General features: G+C 70.0%; 19 protein-coding genes. 9 read left to right on the top strand and 10 right to left on the bottom strand.

The annotated features are described in order from the left end of the window. Positions 1-29: 29 nt before the first annotated feature. From ACRAKI_RS20155 to ACRAKI_RS20145, 3 genes are read right to left on the bottom strand one after another with little or no spacing between them, the layout of a single operon-like run. Positions 30-1,136 (bottom strand): alpha-hydroxy acid oxidase, encoded by a 1,107-nt coding sequence (locus tag ACRAKI_RS20155; protein ID WP_447002056.1) that lies wholly within the window; start codon positions 1,134-1,136, stop codon positions 30-32. Then, positions 1,129-2,916 (bottom strand): ABC transporter ATP-binding protein, encoded by a 1,788-nt coding sequence (locus ACRAKI_RS20150; protein WP_447002055.1) that lies wholly within the window; start codon positions 2,914-2,916, stop codon positions 1,129-1,131. The genes ACRAKI_RS20155 and ACRAKI_RS20150 overlap by 8 nt, the downstream gene beginning before the upstream one ends. Then, positions 2,913-5,015 carry an ABC transporter ATP-binding protein gene (locus ACRAKI_RS20145; RefSeq protein ID WP_447002054.1) on the bottom strand — a complete coding sequence of 701 codons (2,103 nt, stop codon included), beginning with the start codon at positions 5,013-5,015 and terminating at the stop codon, positions 2,913-2,915. Before ACRAKI_RS20145 ends, ACRAKI_RS20150 begins: the two co-directional genes overlap by 4 nt. Before the next feature lie 795 nt (positions 5,016-5,810). Here ACRAKI_RS20145 and ACRAKI_RS20140 point away from each other — a divergent pair. Together ACRAKI_RS20140 and ACRAKI_RS20135 are read left to right on the top strand one after the other, a co-directional pair. Further along, the gene (locus tag ACRAKI_RS20140; RefSeq protein WP_447002053.1) at positions 5,811-6,956 is read left to right on the top strand and encodes a glycosyltransferase; all 1,146 of its coding nucleotides are present in this window, start codon (positions 5,811-5,813) and stop codon (positions 6,954-6,956) included. 183 nt (positions 6,957-7,139) lie between these two features. Then, the gene (locus ACRAKI_RS20135; RefSeq protein WP_447002052.1) at positions 7,140-7,649 is read left to right on the top strand and encodes an NUDIX hydrolase; all 510 of its coding nucleotides are present in this window, start codon (positions 7,140-7,142) and stop codon (positions 7,647-7,649) included. 43 nt (positions 7,650-7,692) lie between these two features. On the opposite strand, the gene ACRAKI_RS20130 is transcribed toward ACRAKI_RS20135, so the two are convergent. Together ACRAKI_RS20130 and ACRAKI_RS20125 are read right to left on the bottom strand one after the other, a co-directional pair. After that, positions 7,693-8,124 carry an ATP-binding protein gene (locus tag ACRAKI_RS20130; protein ID WP_447002051.1) on the bottom strand — a complete coding sequence of 144 codons (432 nt, stop codon included), beginning with the start codon at positions 8,122-8,124 and terminating at the stop codon, positions 7,693-7,695. A gap of 413 nt (positions 8,125-8,537) precedes the next feature. Next, on the bottom strand, positions 8,538-8,816 hold the full coding sequence (locus ACRAKI_RS20125) for a hypothetical protein (RefSeq protein WP_447002050.1): 279 nt from the start codon (positions 8,814-8,816) through the stop codon (positions 8,538-8,540). 463 nt (positions 8,817-9,279) lie between these two features. Here ACRAKI_RS20125 and ACRAKI_RS20120 point away from each other — a divergent pair, with 463 nt between their 5' ends. Beyond that, a complete protein-coding gene (locus tag ACRAKI_RS20120; RefSeq protein WP_447002049.1) occupies positions 9,280-9,585 on the top strand; it encodes a DUF7489 domain-containing protein in 306 nt (101 codons plus the stop codon). A gap of 84 nt (positions 9,586-9,669) precedes the next feature. On the opposite strand, the gene ACRAKI_RS20115 is transcribed toward ACRAKI_RS20120, so the two are convergent. Both ACRAKI_RS20115 and ACRAKI_RS20110 read right to left on the bottom strand, forming a co-directional pair. Then, positions 9,670-10,884: a protein kinase domain-containing protein gene (locus ACRAKI_RS20115; RefSeq protein WP_447002048.1), complete on the bottom strand. Its 1,215-nt coding sequence runs from the start codon at positions 10,882-10,884 to the stop codon at positions 9,670-9,672. A gap of 177 nt (positions 10,885-11,061) precedes the next feature. Then, entirely contained in the window at positions 11,062-13,731 is a 2,670-nt protein-coding gene (locus ACRAKI_RS20110; RefSeq protein ID WP_447002047.1) for a glycosyl hydrolase family 8, read from the bottom strand. A gap of 357 nt (positions 13,732-14,088) precedes the next feature. On the opposite strand from ACRAKI_RS20110, the gene ACRAKI_RS20105 reads away from it, so the two are divergent. From ACRAKI_RS20105 to ACRAKI_RS20095, 3 genes are all read left to right on the top strand, one after another. Continuing rightward, positions 14,089-14,253: a hypothetical protein gene (locus tag ACRAKI_RS20105; RefSeq protein WP_447002046.1), complete on the top strand. Its 165-nt coding sequence runs from the start codon at positions 14,089-14,091 to the stop codon at positions 14,251-14,253. Further along, positions 14,250-14,462 (top strand): hypothetical protein, encoded by a 213-nt coding sequence (locus ACRAKI_RS20100; protein WP_447002045.1) that lies wholly within the window; start codon positions 14,250-14,252, stop codon positions 14,460-14,462. Before ACRAKI_RS20105 ends, ACRAKI_RS20100 begins: the two co-directional genes overlap by 4 nt. Positions 14,463-14,936: 474 nt before the next feature. Beyond that, a complete protein-coding gene (locus ACRAKI_RS20095) occupies positions 14,937-15,116 on the top strand; it encodes a hypothetical protein (protein ID WP_447002044.1) in 180 nt (59 codons plus the stop codon). Positions 15,117-15,334: 218 nt separating this feature from the next. Here ACRAKI_RS20095 and ACRAKI_RS20090 read toward each other — a convergent pair whose 3' ends face one another. Together ACRAKI_RS20090 and ACRAKI_RS20085 are read right to left on the bottom strand one after the other, a co-directional pair. Then, entirely contained in the window at positions 15,335-16,213 is an 879-nt protein-coding gene (locus ACRAKI_RS20090; protein WP_447002043.1) for a hypothetical protein, read from the bottom strand. A gap of 81 nt (positions 16,214-16,294) precedes the next feature. Next, positions 16,295-17,944, bottom strand: coding sequence for a choice-of-anchor B family protein (locus tag ACRAKI_RS20085; RefSeq protein ID WP_447002042.1), 1,650 nt, complete (start codon positions 17,942-17,944; stop codon positions 16,295-16,297). Between the two features lie 365 nt (positions 17,945-18,309). Between ACRAKI_RS20085 and ACRAKI_RS20080 the strand changes: the two genes are divergently transcribed. Together ACRAKI_RS20080 and ACRAKI_RS20075 are read left to right on the top strand one after the other, a co-directional pair. Further along, positions 18,310-18,807 (top strand): DinB family protein, encoded by a 498-nt coding sequence (locus tag ACRAKI_RS20080; protein WP_447002041.1) that lies wholly within the window; start codon positions 18,310-18,312, stop codon positions 18,805-18,807. A gap of 599 nt (positions 18,808-19,406) precedes the next feature. After that, positions 19,407-20,540: an IS630 family transposase gene (locus ACRAKI_RS20075; protein WP_447001894.1), complete on the top strand. Its 1,134-nt coding sequence runs from the start codon at positions 19,407-19,409 to the stop codon at positions 20,538-20,540. Between the two features lie 670 nt (positions 20,541-21,210). Here ACRAKI_RS20075 and ACRAKI_RS20070 read toward each other — a convergent pair. Then, the gene (locus ACRAKI_RS20070) at positions 21,211-22,275 is read right to left on the bottom strand and encodes a spore photoproduct lyase family protein (RefSeq protein WP_447002040.1); all 1,065 of its coding nucleotides are present in this window, start codon (positions 22,273-22,275) and stop codon (positions 21,211-21,213) included. A 199-nt stretch (positions 22,276-22,474) separates the two neighbouring features. On the opposite strand from ACRAKI_RS20070, the gene ACRAKI_RS20065 reads away from it, so the two are divergent. Then, a complete protein-coding gene (locus tag ACRAKI_RS20065) occupies positions 22,475-23,227 on the top strand; it encodes an SDR family oxidoreductase (RefSeq protein ID WP_447002039.1) in 753 nt (250 codons plus the stop codon). Positions 23,228-23,384 lie beyond the last annotated feature (157 nt).

The raw sequence follows: 23,384 nt of genomic DNA, 5'->3' as shown, positions 1-23,384 counted from the left end.
ACGCGGGGCGTTCGGTGTGAGCGTTGCACTCACGTGCTCCGTTCGTAGGACTCACGCGCCGTGAGCGCCGGACTCTCGGCGACGGTCAGGCGGCGGGCCGAGGGCACGTCCGGGCAGCCCGCAAGGCGCAGCGCCGTCTCGAACTCGGCCCGCAGCACGTCCAGCACCGCTGCCACACCCTCCTCACCACCCGCCGCGAGCCCCCACAGCACGGGCCTGCCGACCAGAACCGCCGCGGCCCCGAGCGCCAGTGCCCGCAAGACGTCCACCCCGCTGCGAACCCCGCTGTCCAGCAGCACCGGGCACCGCCCACCCACCGCGGCGACGACCCCCGGCAGCGCGACGGCACTCGCCACCGCACCGTCCAACTGCCGCCCACCGTGGTTGGACACCACCACACCCTGCACCCCGAGGTCGACGGCCCGCGCCGCGTCCCCCGGGTCGAGCACCCCCTTGACGACCAACGGCAGGGTCGTGTGCGCCCGGATCCACTCCAGATCACGCCAGCTCAACGACGGGTCGAACACCGCACTGGTGTGCCGGGCGATCACCGAGTCACCCTCCACCCGGTCGCCCACCTCGCCGTCGGTGTTCACCGGCTTCACCCACGACGGCAGCCCGAACCCGTTGCGCATGTCCCGCAGCCGCCGCCCGAGCACCGGCACGTCGACCGTCAGCACCACCGCACCGCACCCCGCCTCCTCGGCACGGCGCAGCAGCTTCACCACCAGCTCGCGGTCGCGCAGCCAGTACAGCTGGAACCACGTCGTGCCGCCCGCCGCGGCCACGTCCTCGATCGGGTCGGAGCTGAGCGTGCTCACGACGTACGGCACACCGGCCGCCGCCGCGGCGGCAGCGACCGCGCGCTCGCCACCGTCGTGGATCAGCCGCTGGTAGGCCATCGGAGCCACGGCCAGCGGCAGCGTCGACGCGACACCGAACAGCTCGGAGCCCGTGTCGCAGGCAGAGACGTCCACCAGCGCCCGCGGCACGACCGCGACCCGGTCCAACGCGGCCCGGTTCGCGGCGAGCGTGACCTCCTCACCGCTGCCGCCGGCGATGTAGTCCCACACGTCCGGGGCCGACCGCTCGGCGGCCAACCGCTCGACGTCGGCCGTCGACCACACGTCACGCATAAGCCGCCGCCTGCATCGAGTACAACTCGGCATACAGGCCGTTCGCGGTCATGAGTTCGTCGTGTGAGCCGTGTTCCTCCACCCGTCCGCCGGCCACCACCACGATGAGGTCGGCCATGCGCACGGTGGAGAACCGGTGCGAGACGAGCAAGGTGATGGCACCGGTCCGCCGGCCGACCTCACGCGCGCCGGCCGCGTACCGCTCGAACAACCGGTGCTCGGCCTGCGCGTCGAGCGCCGAGGTGGGTTCGTCGAGGATGAGCAGCAACGGCTCGCGGCGCATCATGGCCCGGCCGAGCGCGAGCTTCTGCCACTGCCCGCCGGACAGCTCCACGCCGTTGGCGTAGGTCTTGCCGAGCCGGGTTTCGATACCGTCCTGAAGGTGGTCCAGGACGTCCTCGGCGTGTGCGCGGCGCAGGGCGTCGTGCACGGCGTCGGCCGAGTCGATCTCGGTCAGCTCGCCGACACCGACGTTCTCGCGGACGAGCAGCTCGAACCGGGCGAAGTCCTGGAACCCGCTGGCGATGCGGGCGCGCCACTCGTCCACGGGGAAGCGGGTGAAGTCCGTGCCGTCCAGCGAGACCGTGCCGGTGGTGGCCGGGTAGAACCGGCACAGCAGCTTGATCAGGGTGGTCTTCCCCGCGCCGTTCTCACCGACGAACGCGACCGTGCTGCCCGCGGGCAGGGTGAGGTCGACGTCGGCGATGACCGGACGGTCGGTGCCCGGGTAGGTGAAGGACACGCCGCGCAGCTCGATGCCGTCCCGGATGCGTCGGGGCACGTCCCGGTCGGGGGGTGGCGGCGCCTGGCCCGCCACCAGCGCGCGGACCCAGCGCACGTTGGCCATGACGCGTCCGGTGCGCTGCATCTCCTGCATCGTGGCCACCGATGAGGTCACCTGCTGGTTCACCTGTGACGCCAAGGTCAGCACGAGCAGGATGTCGCCCACGCTGCGGTGGCCGGCCACCGCGTCACGCAGCACCAGCAGCGTGCCCAACACGTAGGCCACGGCGAAGAACAGCTCTCCGCCGGTGCGCAGCAGCACGGCCCGGCGCTCACCGCGCCACAGCTGCGCCGACGCGTCGTCCCAGGCCCGGCGCTGGCGCGAGCGCAGCTCCGACTCCAGCCCGCCGACGCGCAGCTCCTTGGCCGACGCCGCGTTCGCCACGAGCCCGAAGAGGTGCTTGGCGTGCCGGGACGGCGCCGCCGAACGCTCGCGCGCGCCGTTGACGATCGACTCCGCCCGCCGCCCGAGCAGCACCGGCGGCACGGCCGCGAGCGGCAGCAGCAACAGCAGCGGGTTGAGCCGCGCCAGCAGGACCGCGGTGAGGGAGATCGCCACCAGCAGCCCGAGGCTGTTCAGCAGGCCCTCCATCGAACCCCACCCGGCCCGGTGCAGCTCGTTGCGCAGCACCTGGATCTTGTCGGCGTACTCGGGTCGCTCGTGGTGCTCCAGACCGGCCGAGCCGTTGGTCATCTCGATCAGCTCGCGTTCCAGGCGTGGCACCGCGCGGTCGCCGAGCTCGAAGTAGAAGATGTGGGCGAAGTGCCCGGCGGTCAGCGCGGCGATCACCGCGACCACGACCAGCACCGCCGCCACGGACGCGCCCCGGACGTCTCCCGCCAGCGCCGAGTCGGCCAACGCGGCCAGGGCGGGCGCGGCCAGCGGTATAGCCGACGCCTGGGCGATCATGAGCACGACGGCGAGCACCAACCGGTACCGGCTCTCCTGCCAGGCGATGAGGAGCAACTCCCAGCCACCGCGGACGACGTCGATCACCGGCTGACCCCCTCCGCCACCGCGTCCGCTGCGGCCGTGTCCGCCGCCGCGCCGTTCGCCGCCGGCCGATCCGCGGCCTGCCTGGGCGCCGCCGCCCCATCGAGCGCCGGCTGGTCCGCCGGGTGCCCTGGGGCCGTGCCGCCGTCCAGCGCGTCGTCCTCCACGGCGTCGGTCTCCTCCATGTCCTCCGCGTCCAGCCCTCGGGCGAATCGCTTCGCCTGCAAGGCGAAGAGGCGTGCGTAGTGGCCGCCCACCGCGATCAGCTCGTCGTGCGAACCCCGCTCCACCACGTGCCCGCCGTCCACCACCACGATGTGGTCGGCCCGCCGCACGCTGGAGAACCGGTGCGAGATGAGCAGCGAGGTCACTCCGCGCGTCAGCTCCACGAACCGGTCGAAGAACGCCACCTCGGCGCGCACGTCCAGCGATGCGGTCGGCTCGTCCAGCACCAGCACCGTCGCACCCGCCTCCAAGGCGTAGAGCGCACGGGCGATGGCGATCCGCTGCCACTGCCCGCCGGACAGGTCCGTCCCGCCCGGGTAGGCGCGCGAGAGCGGCGTGTCCAGGCCACCGGGCAGGGCGAGCAGCGCGTCGGCGATCCCGGCCCGTTCCGCGGCACGCAGCACCACCGCCCGGTCCACCGGCACGTGCGCCGCGCCCAGCGCGATGTTCTCCGCCGCGGTCAACTCGTAGCGCACGAAGTCCTGGAAGATCACCCCGACCTGGCGGCGCCACCGCACCGGGTCGAACTCCGCGATGTCCACGCCGTCCGCGCGCACCGCACCCGACGTCGGCTCGTACAGCCGCGCGAGCAGCTTCACCAGTGTGGTCTTGCCCGCACCGTTGACCCCCACCACCGCCGTGCAGCGCCCGGCAGGCAGCTCCAGCTCGATGCCGTCGAGCACGGTGTGGTCCGAACCGGGGTAGTGGAAGCCGACGCGGTCGAAGGTGAGCGACCCGGCGGGCGTGCCCGCGGGCACCTCGACCCGACCGGGCCGCGGCTGCCCCTCGTCCAGCTCGGCGAGCCGGTCGCGCAACCGTTGCAGCGCGGTCAGCGACTGCATCGCGAACTGCGTGCTGGTGTCCGACTCGGAGTAGTGGCCGCCGAGCGACATCGCCATCGCGACCGCCTGCACCCCGAGCGCCAACGCGGTCAGGCTCACCCGACCGGTCGCGGCGAGCTGAGCGGCGTGCACCATCGCGGCACCGGCCAGCAGCAGACCGACGGACGTCAGCAGCAGGTACGGGGTCAGGTAGACGCGGCGGCGCGCCCGCTCGAAGGTGTTGCGCACGGTCTCCCACACGGCCGCGTAGCGATCCGCGAGCCAGCCGGTGAGGCCGAACATCCGGATCTCCTTCGCCGCCACGTCGGTCATCGTGAGTCCGTTGAGGTAGCCGATCTCGCGCATCCTGCCGATGAGGTCGCGTCCCACTCGCGAGTACTTGCGCAGTCCGCCGCGCTGGCCGTAGCGGAACGCCGACACCGCCGCACCGACCCCGAGCCCCGCAGGCCACCCGATCGTCAGCCCGATGGCCACCACCAGGGCCACCAGGCGGGTGTAGCGGGCAACCAGCGCCACCATGCCGGCGCACGCCTGCCCCGGTGTGCCCCAGTCGCGGTCGAAGGCGCGCACGGCCTCGTTCAGCTCGTCCAGCGTGCGCTGGTCCTCCAACGGCCCGATGCCGACCGGCCGCAGCATCAACGCCATCGCGTCGTTCCGCAGCGCGCTGTCGACCCGTCGCCGCAACTGCTGGCCCAGGGCGTTGCCCACGGGGGTGAGGACCTGCGTGAGCAGGAACGCGGCGGCGGCGAGCAGGAAGATCGAGGTCAGCCGGTCCCAGGCCGCGCTGCCGACCCCGCCGTCGACCGCGGCGGGCACCTCGCCGACCACCATGCTCGTCGCGACCACGAAGCCCACCGGCAACAGGCCGAGGGCGAGGTTGAGCACGGTTAGGAACACGACCAGTCCCACGCCCCCGGACGGCAGCAAGCGCGCGATCCGCAACCGCGACCGCACCGCCTCGTCCACCCAGTTCGCCCACGTGGCGCGCAACCCGGCCGTCGCGGACCCCGCGCTGGGAGGTGTTCCTGTCGTCATGGCGCTCCCGCGAGTCCTTCGGTGGTGCGGTTCGTCGACCAACCGCTCGTCGAATTGACCGCAGGCGCATTGCCGCAGTTCTCGTGACCCCGAATGGACGCCGACCCTCAACCGGCCGGTCAGGTGCCCCAAGGCATCCAAGCACAGGAGAGCGAACGCCTTCAAGAAGGTGATTTCGTGAATCCGCAAGGTCTTCTCGCGCACTTCGCGGGACGTTGCTCCGGTCGGTCCAGCGGTGTGCCGGCCACGGCGGTGCCAGGACGGCGTGGGCCAAACGTGGCCGCAGAAGTCGGGTCCGGTCACCGGAAGAACCATTACCCGTACCACCGGTGCGCGACCCGACGTCGCGCGCCACCGCCAGGAACTCGGCGGGGTCCGATGGGCGCCCGACTATTTCCCGTACGTTCCGCCCGTGAAAAAACGAATCTTTCAGGAGCGCCGTCGTGTTACCGGCCGACCGCACCGGCAGCGTGGCGAGAATGCGCATGGAGCAGATCGGTGATGACCGACGCCCCGGCCCCTTTACGACCGACTCCGTCGCGGACCGCATGTCGTGCCTGTCGGCCGGTTCGCCGACGATCACCTCCGGTGGTCACCTCTCGCCGCGACCGGAGCGGTGTTCTGCCCGGGGCAGTGGGACGCCACCGGCATCCCACTCGCCGTCACGCCGACCGGCGGCCGGACTGTTCGGCCGGCTGCCTTCGAGAACATAGTCCGAACTGATCACGTAGAGCCACTACCAGCGGAAACGCACATAGTCGCCAAGTGTGGCCGGAGTACCTAGGCTCTGCACCCGTGCGAATCCTCTTCTCCAGCCTGGGTTTATACGGGCACACCTTCCCCCTGCTGCCGCTCGCCGTCGCCGCGCGAGAGCTCGGCCACGATGTCGACTACTTCACCGGCAAGGTCTTCGCGGACGTCCTGACCGCACACGGCATCAAGCACATCAGGGGCGGCATGTCGCCGGGCAAGGCGTTCGAGTCCGCGATCGCGGGCGCCAGGCCCGAGACGCCGAGCCACGTCGACACCGAGCGGGTCGCGTTCACGTTCGCCTCCGTGTTGCCGCGCAGCTTCGCCACCGGGCTCGCGCCGGTCCTCGCCGAGCGCAAGCCAGACCTGGTCGTGCACGAGTTCGGCAACCCCGGCGCCGGCCTGGCCGCGAAGGTCGCGGGTGTGCCCGCGCTGTGCCACTCGTACGGTCGGATGTGGCAGGAGCCCGACTTCGCCGAGCCCGCGCGCGACTACCTCACCGCCCTCGGCGCGGAGCTGGGCGTCGAGGTGCCCCGGACCGACTCCATGGCGCTGGGCCACCCGTACCTCGACATCTGCCCGCCTTCGGTGCAGAACCCGGCGTTCCTGGCCTCGTCGGTGCACCGGATTCCGTTGCGGCCGGTGGCGTTCGCCGCACCGGGCGAGTTGCCGTCGTGGGTCGTGGAGCACCAGGAGCCCTTGGTGTACCTGACGTTGGGCACGGCGTTCAGCGAGGCGGCGCTGTTGCGCACCGCCGTCGAAGGCCTGGCGGTGGTGGGCGGGAGGGTGCTCGTGGCCGCCGGACCGAAGGTCGATCCGGAGGCGCTGAGCGAACTGCCGGACAACGTCGTGGTGCTGCCGTGGGTGCCCCAAGCAGATTTGCTGCCCCACGCGGACCTCGTGGTCCACCACGGCGGCGCGGGCACCACGATGGGCACGTTCGGCGCGGGCGTGCCGCAGCTCGTCCTGCCGCAGGCGGCCGACCAGTTCAACAACGCCGAGGTGGTGACCGCCGCCGGCCTGGGCGACCACCTGTTGGCCGAGGACGTGACCGCTGAGGCGATCGCGACGAAGGCACGGCGGTTGCTCACCGACGAGGCCGTGCGCCACGCGGCCCGCGCGATGGCCGCCGAGGTGGCCGCGATGCCGTCGCCGCACGACGTTGCGCGCACGCTGCGCGACTACGCCTGAACGGCCGCTGTGCCCGCGCCGGTGAGCCACCTCATGGAGAGATGATCGCGCGAACCCGAGACGAGGCAAGCATCCGCTCATGCCGTGAAGCGGGTGTTGCCGGTGAGCACGTGCTCACTGCGGCATCGCCGCCCGTCGGGGTTCAGCGTGCAGGTCGCTCGTGGTCGCGGTTGCATGGTTCTCGTGGCTCCGCTTCCGATCCGTGACCGGGCAGGCAACGCGTTGACGGGGTTTCGCGTCGTCACCGAGGTGGAGTTGGAGCGCCTGGACGATCGGGCGGCCGTACCGGCGTCCGTGGTCGTGGCCGAGCACGCGGGCGCCGTGCTCATGGTGTTCGACAGTTGGCGAAGGCAGTGGGAGCTCCCGGGAGGAGCACGCGAGCCTGGCGAGACGTCACGTCAGGCCGCGGTCCGGGAACTCCGCGAGGAGACCGGCATCGACGGAGCGGAACCGGACGGCGTCGCGGTGGCCGAGTTCGATCTCACCAACCCGGACCGCCACGAACTCCTCGCCGTCTACCGCGTCCGGCTCCAGGACGCGCCCCGACTGCTGGTCAACGACGAGGTGCTCGACTTCCTGTGGTGGCCGCCGTCGGACGCCGTCGGTGAGGACATGAGCCCACTCGACGCCGAGATCGCCAGGCGCGTCGTCCACGCCTCGGCCGGGTGGAACCACCAGCCCCGACCGACGTGACGTGCATTCCAACGGGCGCTCATGCCGATGTGCGGGCGTGGACTCAGGTGTCCCCCGTGCAGGGGATCCAGCCTTCCTGATCACAGGAGATGGTCGCCCACACGGTCTTGCCCCCACCGGGCAGAGGGGAGACGCCCCACTTCCAGGACAGCTTGTCGACCATGATCAGGCCCCGGCCGCGGGTGTCGGCGAGCCGGGAGCGTCCGACCACCGGCTGGTCCGGCGAGGTGTCGTCGACCTCGATCCGCACCCGGCACGGCACCCGGCCGCGTCTGAGGCGGACCCCGTACGGGCTGTCGCCGTGCTCGTAGGCATTGGTCAACAACTCGGTGCTGATCAGCAGCACCGCTTCCAGGTGGTCGTCGTCCAGGTCCCCCAGCGCGGTGGCCGTCCACTGTCGGACCTGCACCAGGGGAGGCATCTGCTCGGTCGTCCAGCCCAGGACCAGCGGCTCGGGATCCTTCTCGACGCTCACGCCCGACCGCCTCACGGTTGCCGCCCAGCGACTCCCGGGCGCACCGGTCAGCCCGGCACCCCACCGTAGGCCTGAGCGAGCGCACGACCAACCGGCATCACCGTCGAACACGAGCCGATCACCAGCAGGAGCCGGGGCGTCGGTGCAGCATGAACACCCGCGCGGTGTCGTGTGCCATCACCTGGAAGTGACCGGACAGGGTCGACGGCGCTCGCCTGTCCCGCCAGCCGCCACGGCAGGTCCGGGACGGAGCGAACCGGTCCACGGACGTGCCGCAGCCGTGATGGAACTGCACCCGTAAGCCGACAAGGTGAGGGGTGCGGGTGGCTGTCCACTCCCTCAGCCCGTCGACACGTTCCCGGCACCGCCGCGATGCGCCCCAACCTGCGCTCGATCCGATGACCGGCGGTTCGTCAGCAGGCCGGACGGACGGCAATGGATTCCTCGTCCACCTCGACGGCACCGGACGGGGTTGTGCCGACCGGCGCGGGGTCGGCGCTGCGCTCTGCGCCCTCACGGCCGTTCGGCAGGTCGAAGCGGGCGGCCAACTCGTCGTAGATCGGGGTCGCGACCACGTCAGCGGGCGGAGCGGCGCTGGTCTGGGCACGAGTTTCGGTGCCGTTGTGACCGGCGGGGAGAGTGTCGCCGCTGTGCACGACGGAACCGTCGACGGGGAGGTTGTGGCTGCTCATCGCTGTGGTCCCTAGTCGATCGATGGGGCATCCTGGTCAGGACTGCACCGGACGCGGACACGCCTCGGCACCCACTGTTACCCCAATCGGGTGACTACCAACCCTCCGCCCACCAAGTTCCCACCCGAGGCCCGCGACACCGTCGTTCACCTACCGGCCGCCGCTTGCCCGAGCACGCCCCTCGGTGACGCGAGCCGATGCCAGGCCGGCACGGGCGGTGGACAGCCTGCTCGACGAGAGCAATCGGCTCCGCACCGGCATCGGAATCATTGCCATGTGGCTGGTCGAACGCGGATACGGCCAGTGCACCGGGAGCCGTTCGTATCGGTATGCGGACATCCCGACCGTTGACTGCGGGGGCCTCTTGGTGTGCGCGCCGGGCGGCTCACGTGAGCGACTGGTCCGAACGGGTGCAGGTCGAGGGGTGGCGTATCGATGCCGATGACCGGGGTAAGACCTGTACATGGGGATGCCGGTCGAAGCGGTGGTGGCCTTGGTGGCTGTGGCTTGCGTCGGTTTCGCCCTGCTGGCGTTCCCCGGCAACCGGGTCGCCGCGACGGCGGCTCAGATGTTTCGCGGCCACGTCGTCGAGCGGCGGCACGAGAAGGTCGTCACCGGGAGGAGCGTCGGCTACGACTTCTGGTTGGTGGTGCGCACCGATGACGACGAAACAATCAGCGTCGGGGTGACGCCCGAAGTCTTCCGTGGCTTCGCCGTCGGCGATCGGGTGGTCAAAGAGCCGGGACAACGCTGGCCGACCCACGTTTGACGACCTCGCATCAACGACCTGATGTCGACTTTCCGACGTTTACCGCCGGTCGCGGCACCTGCCCACACCGGGTGGGGCAACCGGCTACTTCTTCCCCTTACCTGGCGGCTGCGGCTTCTCCTTGGCCGGTCCACCTCGTTGCCGCGCCACCTCCGGGAGGGCTGGAGCCGGGGTGGCGGTGTCGACCTGGGCGGTGGGCTGATGAGCCGGCATCGTCGCCGGTGCCGCGGTCTGCGGCGGTGCGGTCTGGGGAAGTGAGGGGGAGATCGCGGTCGGCGCGCTGGAAGACGAGGTGGCCGAAGGTGCGGTCACGGGTGCCGAGTTCACCGGTTGGGCGTCGGGTGTGAGCGCCCACGCGATGCTGACCGTGCCCAACAGCGCTGCGGCCGAGGCGAGGAGCGCCTTGCGGGGCATCCGCGCCGAGCGCGGCGCCTTGATCGGAGCCGTGTCCACGACAGCGACGGGAGCGGGGACGGGAGCGGGAGCGGGGACGGTGTCGTCGGCCGGGTCCGTCCGGAGGGCACGGGCGCAGTCGGCGGCGGTCGGCCGCTGGTCGGGGTCGGAGGCGGTCATCGAGGACAGCAGGTCGACCAGGTCGGCCGGCAGGTGCTCGGGGAGCGCGGGGGAGCGGTGCAGGCGGGCGACGGCCGCCTCGACCTCGCTGCCGGGGTACTCGCGGTGGCCGGTGAGGCACTCCAGCAGGACCAGGCCGAGGGCGTAGATGTCGGCGGGGTGGTCGACGTCGGCGCCGCGGACCTGTTCGGGAGCGAGGTAGGCGGCGGTGCCGACCAGCTGGTCGGTGCGGGTCAGCCTGGTCGCGCCGGGCAGGTGGGCCACACCGAAGTCGGCGAGGTACGGCCTGTCGTGGGCGTCGAGCAGGATGTTGGACGGCTTGACGTCACGGTGCACCACGCCTTGCGCGTGCACGTAGGCCAGGGCCTCGGCCAGTTCGGCGCCCAGCCGCCGCACCCGTCGCACCGGCAACGGGCCGTCGGCGATCTCCGCGCCCAGGGTGCGCCCCTCGACCAGCCGCATCACCAGGAACGGCGTGTCACCCCCGGTGCCGGCGTCGTGGACCGGCACCAGGCCGGGGTGCGACAGCCCGGCCAGCGTGCGGACCTCCGTCTCGAACCGGTGCCTGGCCGTGTCGTCCCAACCAGGCCGGAACACCTTGACCGCCACCTCACGGCCCAGCACGACGTCCTCGGCCCGGTAGACCTCGGCCATGCCACCGACACCCACCGTGTCCAGCAACCGGTAGCGACCCGCCAGCAAGTTGCCGTTCACCGTCAGTGACACCGCATACACCCTCCATCGCCCGAGCCGACACTCCCGGGTTCCCTTGCAGCGGAAACGCGAAACAGTCCACCGTGGCGTCAAGGCATCGCCGCGCCGGGGTGCGACCTGTGATGGTCGCACCCCGGCGCACTCGATGGGACAGCCGCTCGCAGACGAGCAGCCCGTCGTGCCCCCGGGTCAGGACGCGAACGTGAGGTGGTTGATCCGGACGGGTGCGGTGACGGTGATGTAGATGGTCCGCAGTCCCGTCACCTTCGGGTAGCAGGAGTTCGACTTGACGTGCCAGGTGCCGTTGCCGTCCGGGTACACCGTGCAGGCGGGGGAGGCGGAGGTGCTGCCGACGCGGACCTGGACGTTCACCCCGGGCGAGGCGCCGGCCACGCGGAACTGCACGCGGCTCGCCCCCGTGGAGCCGAAGTCCACGTTGTGGAACGCGATGTAGCTACCCGCGCCGGAGAAGGTGACCACGGTTCCGCCGTCGGACGACTGCGTGGTGACTCCTGAGCCGGTGTCGTAAGACTCGGCCTCGACCTGCTGGTAGGGGTTGCCGGTGCCGGCTCCCACGGCGGTGGCGGTCGCCTCGTTGGACCAGGCCGAGTCTCCGGCCTGGTTGCTCGCTCGCACCCGGTAGCTGTACCGCGTACCCGTGGTCACCGAGTTGTCGTGGTACCCGGTGACGCCGGCACCCACTGATCCGGATCGGCTCCACGCCGTTCCGCTGCCCACCCTCCGCTCGACGACGAAGCCGGTCTCGTCGCCTGCGTTGTCGCGCCAGTTCAGGGCGATGGAGCCGGGTGCCGCGATGGCGGTGAGGTTCGACGGCGCGGCCGGAGCGGTGGTCGACGGTGTGTTGGTAGTCACCGAGACGCTCGTGGACGCCGCGCTGGTGTTGCCGGCGGCGTCGCGGGCTTTGACCGTGAAGACGTACGTGGTGCTCGGTGAGAGGCCGGTGACCGTGCAGGTGGTGGTGGTGACGTCGGTGCAGCCCGCCGTGCCGGTCGTGCCGGCGCCCGTGTAGGCGGTGTACCCGGTGACGCCGACGTTGTCGGAGGAGGGCGACCAGGACAGCGTCGCGCTGGTGGACGACTTCGACGAGGACGTCGGGTTGCCCGGTGCTGTCGGCGGCTGGGTGTCGACGACAGCACCGCCCGGCTTGTGGATGCGGAAGTTGCCACTGGCGTGCAGCATGGCCATGAAGGTCAACAGGCCGTCGTAGTAGCGGTACTGGCCCGTGGGTGGCTGGAGGTTCCACATGGCCTCGACGAACTTCCACGCGCGGGCGTTGGTGGCCGACAGCGAGGCGGCGCCGTTGGACGCGATGAGACCGGGGGAGCGGTCGGAGGACAAGGGGTTCCCGGCGAGGGAGTACTGGTTGACGTAGGCGTTGACGCCCTGGGTCTCGAAGAAGGCTTGCATGCGGTCGGTGAGGGTCTTGGAGTTGGCGTCGGCGGCCCACCAGGCGTGGTCCACCGCCCAGTTGACCGAGGTGCGCCAGGCGTCGAAGCGGAAGTCACCGTGGTTGCCGGTGTTGTTCGGCGCGCCGGAGAACTCGGCGTAGTCCGGGTTCAGGCCGGTCGTCGGGTGTGTCGCCTGCGCGAAGAACTGCCTGCTGCGGGCGGCGGCGTCGCGCCAGAACTGGCGGTCCGCGGCCTGGTTGCCGTTCCAGCCGGTCGCCCACCTGGCCCACAGCTCGTAGAACGCGGGGAGGTGGTAGGACGGGTCGGAGAACGTGGCTGCGGTGGCGTACGGCACGAACACGACCATCTTCTGGTTGCGGTTGAACATGTTCGTGACGCTGTCCACGACGCCGCCGTTGATGTCCTCCTTGTGCAGCATCTCGTCGAGGATGCCGTTGGCCTCGGTGGTGTAGTCGTAGATGCCCGATCCGTTGCCCCAGCGGTGGCCGGCGAAGAACAGGGCGGTGGCGAAGTACTCCTCGCCGTCGGAGGCGGGGTTGTTGTCCCGGCACGACCCGGTGAAGTCGGCCTGCCAGCAGAAGTAGCCCGAGCGGGGTCCGGTCTTGTGCTGCATGTAGGTCTTCGCCCAGTTCCACAGGGCGTTGAACTCGGCCTTCTTGTTCATCTGGACGGCGATCATCATGCCGTAGCTGACGCCTTCGGAGCGCACGTCGTCGTTGCCGGTGTCTTTGATGTACGCCAGCGCGCCGTTGGCGTTGGAGCCGGCCGGGTAGTACAGGCGCTTGGTGTCGTCCGTGCTGGTGAAGAAGTGATCCCAGTAGGTGTTGAGCTTGGCGGTGACGGCCGCGTCGGTCAGCGACGGGTCCCACTCCCGGAACAGGTTGCGGTACACCCCGCTGGCGAACGCGCCGGTCGACGGCGGGTTCGGCGCCGGTGGCAGCGGCGGGATCGCGCCTTCGTGGTACACCTCGATGTAATCGACGTGGGTGTCGTTCTGGCCGTTGTCGGTCTCCAGCTTGAGCCGGATCTCCTGGGCGCCTCCGGACGTGAGGTCGAAGATCGCCGACTGCGCGGTGAACGCCGTCCCGGTGAACGTGAGTCCGGCGACCTTGGCGCCTCCGACGAGCACGCTGATACCGGCCGTGTTGGCAGCGCTGGACGCACCTCGGACCGTGACGCTGTAGCGCCCGGCCTGGCTGAACGCGTACGAGGTGTAGGTGCTGTCGTTGTTGCAGTAGTAGACCGCGCGGTCCTGTTGGAGCGCTGTGCAGCCGCCTCCGTTGGTCATGGACTCCGCTTGCACGGTGGTCAGCAGCGTGGCCGCGTGGGAAGGCCGCGCGGTCAACGGCATGGCCACTGCGACGGTGGCGACGAGGGCGAAGGCGAGGACGAGGCGGACGAACGAGCCTCGCCCTGATTTGCGGGTCACAGGGACCTCCTGGCCGGCTGGGGAATAAGTGCGGGTGGTGTCGAGACGGGGATTGGATCGCCTGTTGAGACGCAATTCGCTACTGCGATTGTTGGGAGATCGCCGACGTCGGTCAACTATTTCGAACAGTTTCCGAAATGCTGGCGCAATCCTTCGGAGTGTGCTTCTGGTGCCCTGGTCGCCCGCGCAGGCCGAGATCCGGTCCCCTGTATTGCAGCCCGCAGCACTCGGCGAATGCCCGGCTGGCTGAAACGTCATAGCGCAGGAGGAAACCGGCACCGAGCCGGTTGGCCGGTCGACGGCGTATTGAGGTGTGGTCCGGTTCTCGTAGTGGTCCGGCACCGTCCGGGAATCCGCGTGCCGGTGCGCCCGGGCTTGGTGCTGCACAGCGGTGAGCGCCTCGCCGACCCGGAACTGGCCAAGTACTTCGAGGTCAACGGCTGGGAGGTGGTGGAGGCCGTTGCGCCGGCCAGGTGGGAGCACCGGATGAGGCTGTCGTCTGCACCCCGTGGCTCGCGGTGAGCATGCTGAACCTCGACCCGAACACCTTGTGCGTCGAGGCGGAGGAGGTCCGGCTGGCCGATCAGCTCGTCGGGCTCGGCTTCGAGGTCGTGCCGGTGCCCTTCCGGGCGGTGGCGCCGTTCGGCGGTGGGTTGCACTGCGCCACGGTCGACGTGGAGCGCGACGGTGTGCTGGAGGACTACTTCCCGCACCGCGCCGGACGGTTCTGAAGGGGCGGCGCGTGGTTCGCGGTGTGCTCTTCGGCTTCGGCGGAACCCTGGCGGGGGCGCGCCGACGTGCCCGAGATGCTGCCGTGGCACGAGTTCCAGCGTCGTCGCCGCTGATCTGCGCCGGGGTTTGTCGACGTCAGGTGTAGAAGTCGATCAGGTTCGTGAGGTGTCACGGAGTGCGGTGCGGCGGGTGGTGGGGCCGTGGTCGGGGCGCAGGGTGTCGCGGAGGGTGAAGAGTCGGGCGAGGATGCCGGGGTCGCCGTCCTCCATCGCCGTGACGGCGGTCGGCGTGGTGAGGTGGAAGTAGGTGGTGAGCGCGGTGCGGAAGTCGTCGTCGGGAAGGTCGGGGTCGGCGGTGGGCGGTGGAGCCGGGTGAGTCGTCGTAGCGGCACAAGGGGGTGGAGCGTCCGGAGCGAGCCAATAGCGGTGAGCGGGAGTGCGGGGCCGGGGACGGTCGCAGCGCGGGTGGCGGGTGTGACGGGGAGCAGCTGCCAGGCGGTGACCAGGTCGAACAGGTCGGCGTCGGCGTACACCCCCTCGGTCATCGTCACCGCACTGGGGATGCCGTTCAGGCCGACGGTCGCGCTCACCGCACCACCAGCGGCCGACGCGGTGGTGGAGATCCGCTCGACCTCCTGCCGCATCGACTCGTAGCGGGCGGCGTTCTCCTCCGCGTCGCGCTCCCAGTCGTCCACCAAGCGCTGCGCGTTGGCCAACGGACCGGTCATCCGCTCGCCTCCGGCGACGTGGCGATCGGGCCAAGCTACTGCGCCTGGGACACCGCACCGGATCGATTCGTTCCCAGGATGACCGGTTCGGCTCAACCGGTTGGTTCCGGATCGGTGTACCTGCCCACCGATCGGCTCAGCGGATCACGTCACCGCGATGGTGAACGCGGCGGTGTGCACTACTCCACCGTGCGCGAACTCCAGGAACAGCCGGTACTCGCCGAAGTCGGCGAACGCCGCCTGGAACGTCAACTCGCCGTCCACCAGCGGCGCACCCAGCGGTTCGACCGGGTGCAGGTGCGTGGCCGACAGCAGCATGGTGTGGAACCCCGTCATGTGTCCGTGGGCGCCCAGGTGCGGTTCCAGTGCGCGGACCGGGGCACCGTCGGGGGTCCGGATGGAGAAGCGCAGTGTCTGCGGTCGCATCCGCTGGGGCTGCGAGGGTTCGTCCACGCGGGTCACCGTGAACCCGCCGCTGGTCACCGCTTCGGCAGCAGGCGCGGGGACCGGCGCCAGGGTGGTGTCACCGGGCACGCTGAACGGGACGCCGAGCACCACCGGGTGCCGGGGGTCCTCCGTGTCGAGCGGGACGAACTCGGCGAACATCCGGTAGGCGCCGCCGTCCTCCAGCGTGACCGTGGTGTGCCACGTGTCGCCGACCAGCGTCGGGTGCACGTGCTGGAACACGTGCAAGTCGTCGCGGATGACGAAGAAGTGCACCTGCTTGGTCTGGTTGTCCAGGAAGAGGGTCTCGGGCTGCCCGTCCGGCCCGAGGATGCGGAACGCGACCGGCATGGCCGGGCCCCGGGCGGACGGCACTGTGACCCGTTCGAACCGGTAGCCGCTCTCCGTTTCCGACAGGCCGTCGCTGTGGGCGGCGGGCACCATGTCGGCGGGTGCGGCCCCTTGGTGCGCGTAGTGCGAGGGGGTGGGCGTGGCTCGGAACAACGTCAGCGCCCCCGCTACGACGATCACCACGGCCACGACGACGAACACCCAGTCGGTGAAGCGCAGGTCGCGCATCGTCACTCCTCACGTCCGGCGGGACGGCAGCGGACCCGGTGCGTGGTGGACGGCGCTGTCCACCACGCACCGGGCTTCACCTCAGAACTGGAGGCCCCAGGCGTCGATGTAGCCGGTGTCGGCGCTGTAGACGTCCTGCACCCTCAACTTCCAAGCACCGTTCGCCACCTCGGCCGAGGCGTCCACCGTGTAGGTGGTGAGCACGTTGTCGGCCGAGTCCGAGCTCGAACCCTTCAACCGGTACGCGGTCCCGTCCGGTGCGACGAGGTCGACGACCAGGTCGCCCCGGTAGGTGTGCTTGATGTCGACGTCCACCTTCAGCGCCGGCGGGGCGTTGCCCGGCACACCGGTCACGGTGACCTCGGAGGTGACCGCCGCGCCGTTGTCGGGGATGTTCACGTTGGCGGTGTTCTCGAACCTCGCGCCCGGCGGCGGCTCGGCGCCACCGAGGTTGGGCTTGACGACCACCAAGCCCTGCTCGATGCCGCTGACGATCACGATGCCGCTGGCGAAGTACGGGTAGTTGCTCCACGCCCCGTTGAACCTCGCGGTGTCGCCGGAGGGGTAGATGTCGAAGTACCCGACCTCGCTCAACTGCGCCGAGGCGACCCTGCCGACGTCCAGGATGCGCAGGCCCGCCTGGTAGTTGGCCTGGTACGAGTACCCGCCCTTGATGTACTGGTTGTGGTCGATCGCGGTGGCCGGGGAGTTGTAGGTGCCGGTGTGCACCGGGGCGCGCAGGCTGGCCAGGTCCCAGATGTAGGTCTTGGTGCGCTTGTCGGTGCCGCGCGACTCGTCCAGCTCGTCGTCCATCAGGAAGTAGCGCTGGTCCTCGGTCAGCCAGCCCTGGTGCGAGTACTGCGCGCCGGAGTACGACTTGCGCGAGATCTGCACCGGCGTGGCCTTGTTGCTCACATCGACGATCGTCAACGTGTCCTCGTTGGAGTTGAAGCAGATCTCCTTGCCGACGTACGCCGAGTCCGGACCGCGGTAGACGACGCACTGGGTGTCGTGCGTGTAGCCGTCCTGGGGCACGCAGCCGGCCCTGGTCGGCGACTTCGGGGTCCGGATGTCGACGATGTGCGGTCCGCCGCTGCAGGTGTTGGAGCCGATCGCGTAGGCGAAACCGGTTTCCTCGTTGATCGCGATGTTGTGCGCCGGGCCGAACTCCCGGTACAGCGCGTCCACCGAGAACGTCTGCGGCGTGGTGATGGTGCGCAGCCGGGTCAGGTCGAACACCTGCATCCCGTGGCCGCTGATGGCGTCCGCCACGATGAACGCGTGGTTCTTGTAGACCTTCATGTCGCGCCAACTGCTGCTGCCGCCGTTGGATGGCAGGTTGCCCAGGTACCTGGGTGAGGTGGGCGTGCTCACGTCGACGAACGCGGTGCCGTTGGTGCGGCCGACGATGGCGTACTCCTTGCCGGAGGACGGGTCGGTCCAGCCCCAGATGTCGTTGCCGTTGCCACCGCCGATGCCGGACAACGGCAGCACGCTGAGCAGGTCCACGTTCTTGCAGGGGTAGATGTCGGCTTTGCCGTTCACGCACGGCACACCGGCCGCGGTGCCGACCACGGCGTGCCGTTCGGCCGGGCGGTGGTCGGCCATGAACGCGCGGACCGCCGCCTGTCCTTCGGGTGTGTCGGGGTCGTGCGCGGACGCCGTCGTCATCGACAACCCGGCCACGGCGACCGTGAGCACGGCCAGCCCCGCCATTCGCAGAATTCTCATGGTGGTGCGCTCCTCACCGGAAATCCCGGACCGCAGGGGCAGCCGGGAGCAGGGTTTCCGATTGACTTCGACGCTAGGAGGAGCGGCCACCCGGATGAAACCCCCGATCGTCTGCTTTCCGGTGATCGGCGCGCGACGGCCCGGAGTGCGTGACGTGGCGCGACGGAGCTGCCGTGGAGCCGTTCGCGTGACGTCCTCGTCGGTGACTCGACCACGGTCGACGTGACGTTCTTCGCGGTGACTGCCTCGGGGCAGGACCGTCCACCAGGCACTGCGTCCGTTCGCCACGCCGCAGGCCAAGTGCCGGCGAACGTTCGCTTCTGCCGATGTGGGTGCTCCTGGGACCGGTTTGAGATGCTTCGCACATGCCTGCATCCCCAGCGGCGTCCGCCGAGAACGTTGTGGACCAGCCTCTTCGTGCCCAGTTCGAGGTGTTCCTCGACGAGCACCGCAGTACCCTCGACCGCTGCCTGGACGGGCTCACCGAGGAACAGGTGCGCCGATCGCTGGTGCCCTCCCGGACCACGCTGCTGGGTTTGGTGAAGCACGCGACCTTCGTCGAGAAGGTCTGGTTCGACGAAGCCGTCACCTGCCGCGCGCGTGCTGAAATCGGCATCCCCGCGACACCGGACGAGTCGTTCGTCCTCGACGACGACGACACCATCGCCACCGTCCGGCGAGAACACCGCGCCGCATGCGAGGCATCCCGCCACGCGACGTCGTCCTTGGGACTGGACGACACGGTCCGCGGCAACCGACGCGGCCCGCTCCCGCTGCGCTGGGTGTACCTCCACGTGTTGCGGGAACTCGCTCAGCACTGCGGGCACGCCGACATCCTGCGTGAGCAGCTCATCAACGAGTAGCGCGCAGCGTCCGCAGAGCGGAGCGAAGTCACCCATGACTTCAACGTGGGTGACTTCGCGTCGATGGGTACCGTGGTGCGTCGGCAACGGAACTACAGCGTGTTACCGGAGTTGTCGCCTGAACGGCCGCAGTTCTGTTCATCCGACGGTCAACGCCGAACTATCCGGGTCGCTATTCAGAGGCAAGTGTGTCGGCCGCTCGGCGGTACATCCGCGTCCACTCGGCCTGATCTGCGTCCGTGCCGGAAGTCCACTGGTGCTCGAAATCGGCGCACAGGCTCGGATGGCGCAAAGACACCGCTGGTTGTCCTGGTCTGCGGCAGCCACGTTGACTCCCCGGCACACCCGGCATGACGTCGTTAAACCTCGCCGTCCAGCGCACCGACGGCACTGGCCAAGCCGGCTGTGGACGCACAGAACGGCGAGGCCGAGACCCAGCGCTTGGCCGGCCGCATCTCTGGGGTGGTCGTGCGGACGTGATCGCCCTGGCCATCGGCACACTCGCCTTCTGCCTAGTGCCGCATCAGGCAACGTTCGCCCTGACCTGACACGCCGCTCGGGTCCTGTTCCGGGCGGTGCGTGTCCGTCAGGCTGGGTGAGTGGCAGATCGGGTACGTGTCCGCGAGATCGATGACGGCGAGGGCAGGCGCCTGCTACGGATCGTCCGCCGGGGTACCGGGTCGGTGGTGACCTGGCGGCGGGCGCAGATGGTGCTGTTGTCCGCGCAGGGCATGCCGGTGGCGAGGATCGCCGATGTGACGTTCACCAGCGCGGACCGGGTCCGGGACGTGATCCACAACTTCAACACCGACGGTTTCGACTCGCTGTATCCGAAGTACAAGGGCGGCCGGCCGAAGACGTTCACGCTGCCCGAGCGCCGCGAGATCAAGAAGATCGCCAAGTCCGGGCCGGTCGAGCACGGCCTGCCGTTCTCGACCTGGAGCCTGGCCAAACTGGCCGACTTCCTGGTCGCCGAGGGGGTGGTCGACGACATCAGCCACGAGGGCCTGCGCATCCTGCTCCGCGAGGAAGGCGTCACCTTTCAACGCGTGAAGACCTGGAAGACCTCCCGCGACCCGGACTACGAGGCGAAGAAGGCACGGGTGGAACACCTGTATGCGATCGCCGACGGCGAGGTCGTCCCCGAGGCGGGCGAACCGGAGGTGGTGTTCTGCCTGGACGAGTTCGGGCCGCTCAACCTCCAGCCCCATCCCGGCCGGCAGTGGACCGAACGCGGCGGCAGGCACAAGGACCCCGACCGCGGGCCCAGACCACGGCGGCGGGCGACCTACACCCGCCCGCACGGGGTCCGGCACCTGTTCGCCGCCTACGACCTGGCCGCGGACAAGCTCTACGGCCACATCAAGAAAACCAAGAACCGGACGAAGTTCCTGGAGTTCTGCCGCTACCTGCGCACGCTGCACCCGCCGACGGTCCGCCTGGCGATCGTGTGCGACAACTACGCCCCGCACCTGACCACCAGGGTCGACCGGCGCGTGGGCGAGTGGGCCGAGGCCAACAACGTCGAGATCGCCTACACCCCGACCAACTCGTCGTGGCTCAACCGCATCGAGGCCCAGTTCACGGCCCTGCGCTACTTCACCCTCGACGGCACCGACCACCCCAGCCACAAAGAGCAGGGCAGCATGATCCGCCGCTACATCATCTGGCGAAACAAACACGCCCAGGACGAACACCTACGCGCAGTCGTCAACAGGGCGAACGTTGCCTGATGCGGCACTAGGTGCCGATGGAGGGGTGTCGGCTGCTTCCCGTGCCGCCGTGGCGGTGCTGATCAGTGCTTGCCCCGGGCGCCCTGGGTCTCGCCACGCCGACTCGCGCTGCTGGAGAAGACCGGCACTGTGACCGCCGGACGCACGATCCTGGTTGGTGTCCCACCACCACCGACGCGATCGAACGCGTCGGCGGGCTGTCGTAGGTCGAGGGCTTTGAGACCACGAGGGCGTCGGGGTCCAAGGCGTGGTCGACGGCCACGCGGCCACACCGCCGTCCTGGTCTTGGCAGCTCCACCTCCGTGGCCCGGAGACTGTCGACTCCGGGCCACGGATCGTGATCTCACGAGAATTGAGCAGGACCACTCCCGACGCGCCGCCGGGCCGGTGTGAATAGCACTCGTGGAATCGTCCGGCCGGTTGCGCCGGCTGTCTGCACGTCGGTCAGTCGCGCGTCTCCACGGTGGGGAATGGTTGGCAGGAGCAGTACCCGAGAACCCGGTTGACGAGGTCGGGGTTGTCGAACGTGCAGCCGAGCGTGTGCAGCGGCCAAGTCGAGAGGTCGGAAGCGAACTGCGGTCGCAGCGGCCCGCTCGCGGTATGCGGGTCCAGCGGGACCGGGTGATGGGGGAAGAGGTGCGAGCCTTCACGGCTTCAGCCGGGCCCGGTCTCAGAAGGCGTACCGAACGCGGAGGTACGGTGCGTGGTGGGTGATCAGGTTCAGCAGTTCGTCCAGCAGGCTGCTCTTGAGGCCACGCCGGTAGCGGACGTTGACACCGCCGCCTTCGCTTCGCTTGGGCTCCTGGAGGTCGGGTCGCCACAGGGCGTCCTCGGCGCGCGGGTGCCAGCGGAGGTTCACCTCGTGCAGCGCCTGGTTGTGGGTGAGCATGATGATCTCCGCGGCCAGTTGGTCGCGGGTCGCGGGGGAGATCGCGTCGCCCAGCGCCTCCAGCAGTTCGCGCCAGTCCTGCAACCAGCCGTCGTGCACGACGACCGGGCTGAGGTTGACGTGCACCTCGTACCCGGCGGCGCGGAAGTCGTCCAGGGCGGCGAGGCGTTCGGAGATCGGGCTGGTGCGGATGTCGAGGAGCTTCGCGGCGCGTTCGGGCATCAGGGAGAACCGCACGCGCGTACGGCCCCGCGGTTCCCAGTCCAGCAAGTCCCGGTTGACGTACTTGGTCGCGAAGGACGCCTTGGCGGTGGGCAGGTCGCGGAACAGGTGCACCAGGTCGCGCACGTTGTCGCTGATGAGGGCGTCCACGGAAGCGTCGGAGTTCTCCCCGATGTCGTACACCCACGCGTGGTCGTCCACCTGGCCGGGCTCGGTCATCGGACCCTGCCGCGCGACGTGCCGGGTGAGGTACCCGGTGATCTTCTCGATGTTCGCGAACACCGTGATCGGGTTCGAGTAGCCCTTGCGCCGGGGCACGTAGCAGTACGCGCAGGCCATGGCGCACCCGTTGGCCGTGGACGGGGCGATGAAGTGGGCCGACCGCCCGTTGGGCCGCGCGCTCAGCGACTTCTTCACCCCGAGCACCAAGGCCTCCTGCTTGATGCGCACCCAACGGCGGGCGTTGGCCTCGTCGCCGTGCAGCTCGGGGATGTTCCAGTGGCTGTCGACCCGCACCCGCTCCGCGTCGGGGAAGCGGTCGAGCACCTCACGCCCACGCGGCAGGTCGGCGGCTGCCGGCTCCACGTAGATGCGGGTCGGCGAGATCAGCGGTTGGGGGCTCACCCCTCCAGTGTCCGAACGGGACCGGCAGAACCGCACGTCGAGCGGTGTTCTGTGGGCCGATTCACCCGAGGCCGTCCCGACGTCGCCTGTTCGGGCAGCTGTGGGGCGCGGAGGGGACGGGGGTGTGGTTGTGCGTTGCCGGACGGGTCGTGGCCGGCCAGGATCCCGGTTCACAGGGATCGGACCAGGAGGACGTCGGATGGGCGACAACGAGTACGCCGGCAAGGTCGCGCTGGTCACCGGTGCGGCGAACGGGTTGGGCGCGGCCATCGCGCGGCGGTTGGCGGACCGCGGGGCGAGCGTCGTGGTGGCCGATGTGGACGTGGAGCGCGGCGAGGCGGTCGCGGAGGACGTCGGCGGGGTGTTCACCTCGTGCGACGTCACGGATCCGGACGCCGTCCGGGTCGCTGTCGACGTGGCTGTCGGCCGGTTCGGCGGGCTCGACGTCGCCTGCCTGAACGCCGGTGTGGTGACCGGCGGTGAGGGGTTCGACGCGGCGCGGTACCGGCGCGTTGTCGCCACGAACGTCGATGGCGTCGTCTTCGGGATCGAGGCGGTCGTGCCGGCGCTGAGGGCCCGTGGTGGCGGCACGATCGTGGCGATGTCGAGTCTGGCCGGGCTGGTCCCGGTGCCGTTCGACCCGGTGTACGGCGCGACCAAGGCGGCTGTCGTCAACTACGTGCGGTCGTACGCGCCGCTGGTGGCGCACGAGGGCATCCGGATCACCGCGCTGTGCCCCGGCTTCGCGGAGACCTCGATCATCGACGGGTTCCGCGCCATGATCGGCGACCTGGGGCTGACCGTCCTGGACGTGGCCGCCGTCGTCACCGCGTTCGAGTCCGCGCTGGCCTCGGCCGAGACCGGCGAGTGCTGGTACGTCCTGCCCGACCTGCCCGCCGAGCCGATGGCGTTCGCGGCGCCGCCCGGCACCGGTGCGCCGGAGACGACGTGAAGCGGCGGACCTGCCTGGCCGGGTTCAACGCCGACCACGTCCGCCGCGCGACGCAGGACGAAGTGGCGGGCTGGGCGAACCGGGTTCCTGCTCGCCGGTGACGGGTGACGGGTGACGGGTGACGGGCAGCGGGTGACGGGCAGCGGGTGACGGGCAG

The sequence above is a fragment of the Saccharothrix isguenensis genome, from assembly GCF_052936305.1.
The sequence above is the reverse complement of the archived record's forward strand: the minus strand, read 5'-3'. Positions and strand labels throughout refer to the sequence as shown.

Coding starts and splice junctions, on each gene's coding strand:
- ACRAKI_RS20155 (WP_447002056.1), bottom strand. CDS start 1,136: ATGCGTGACGTGTGGTCGACGGCCGACGTCGAGCGGTTGGCCGCCGAG.
- ACRAKI_RS20145 (WP_447002054.1), bottom strand. CDS start 5,015: ATGACGACAGGAACACCTCCCAGCGCGGGGTCCGCGACGGCCGGGTTG.
- ACRAKI_RS20125 (WP_447002050.1), bottom strand. CDS start 8,816: ATGAGCAGCCACAACCTCCCCGTCGACGGTTCCGTCGTGCACAGCGGC.
- ACRAKI_RS20120 (WP_447002049.1), top strand. CDS start 9,280: ATGGGGATGCCGGTCGAAGCGGTGGTGGCCTTGGTGGCTGTGGCTTGC.
- ACRAKI_RS20090 (WP_447002043.1), bottom strand. CDS start 16,213: ATGCGCGACCTGCGCTTCACCGACTGGGTGTTCGTCGTCGTGGCCGTG.
- ACRAKI_RS20085 (WP_447002042.1), bottom strand. CDS start 17,944: ATGAGAATTCTGCGAATGGCGGGGCTGGCCGTGCTCACGGTCGCCGTG.
- ACRAKI_RS20080 (WP_447002041.1), top strand. CDS start 18,310: ATGCCTGCATCCCCAGCGGCGTCCGCCGAGAACGTTGTGGACCAGCCT.
- ACRAKI_RS20065 (WP_447002039.1), top strand. CDS start 22,475: ATGGGCGACAACGAGTACGCCGGCAAGGTCGCGCTGGTCACCGGTGCG.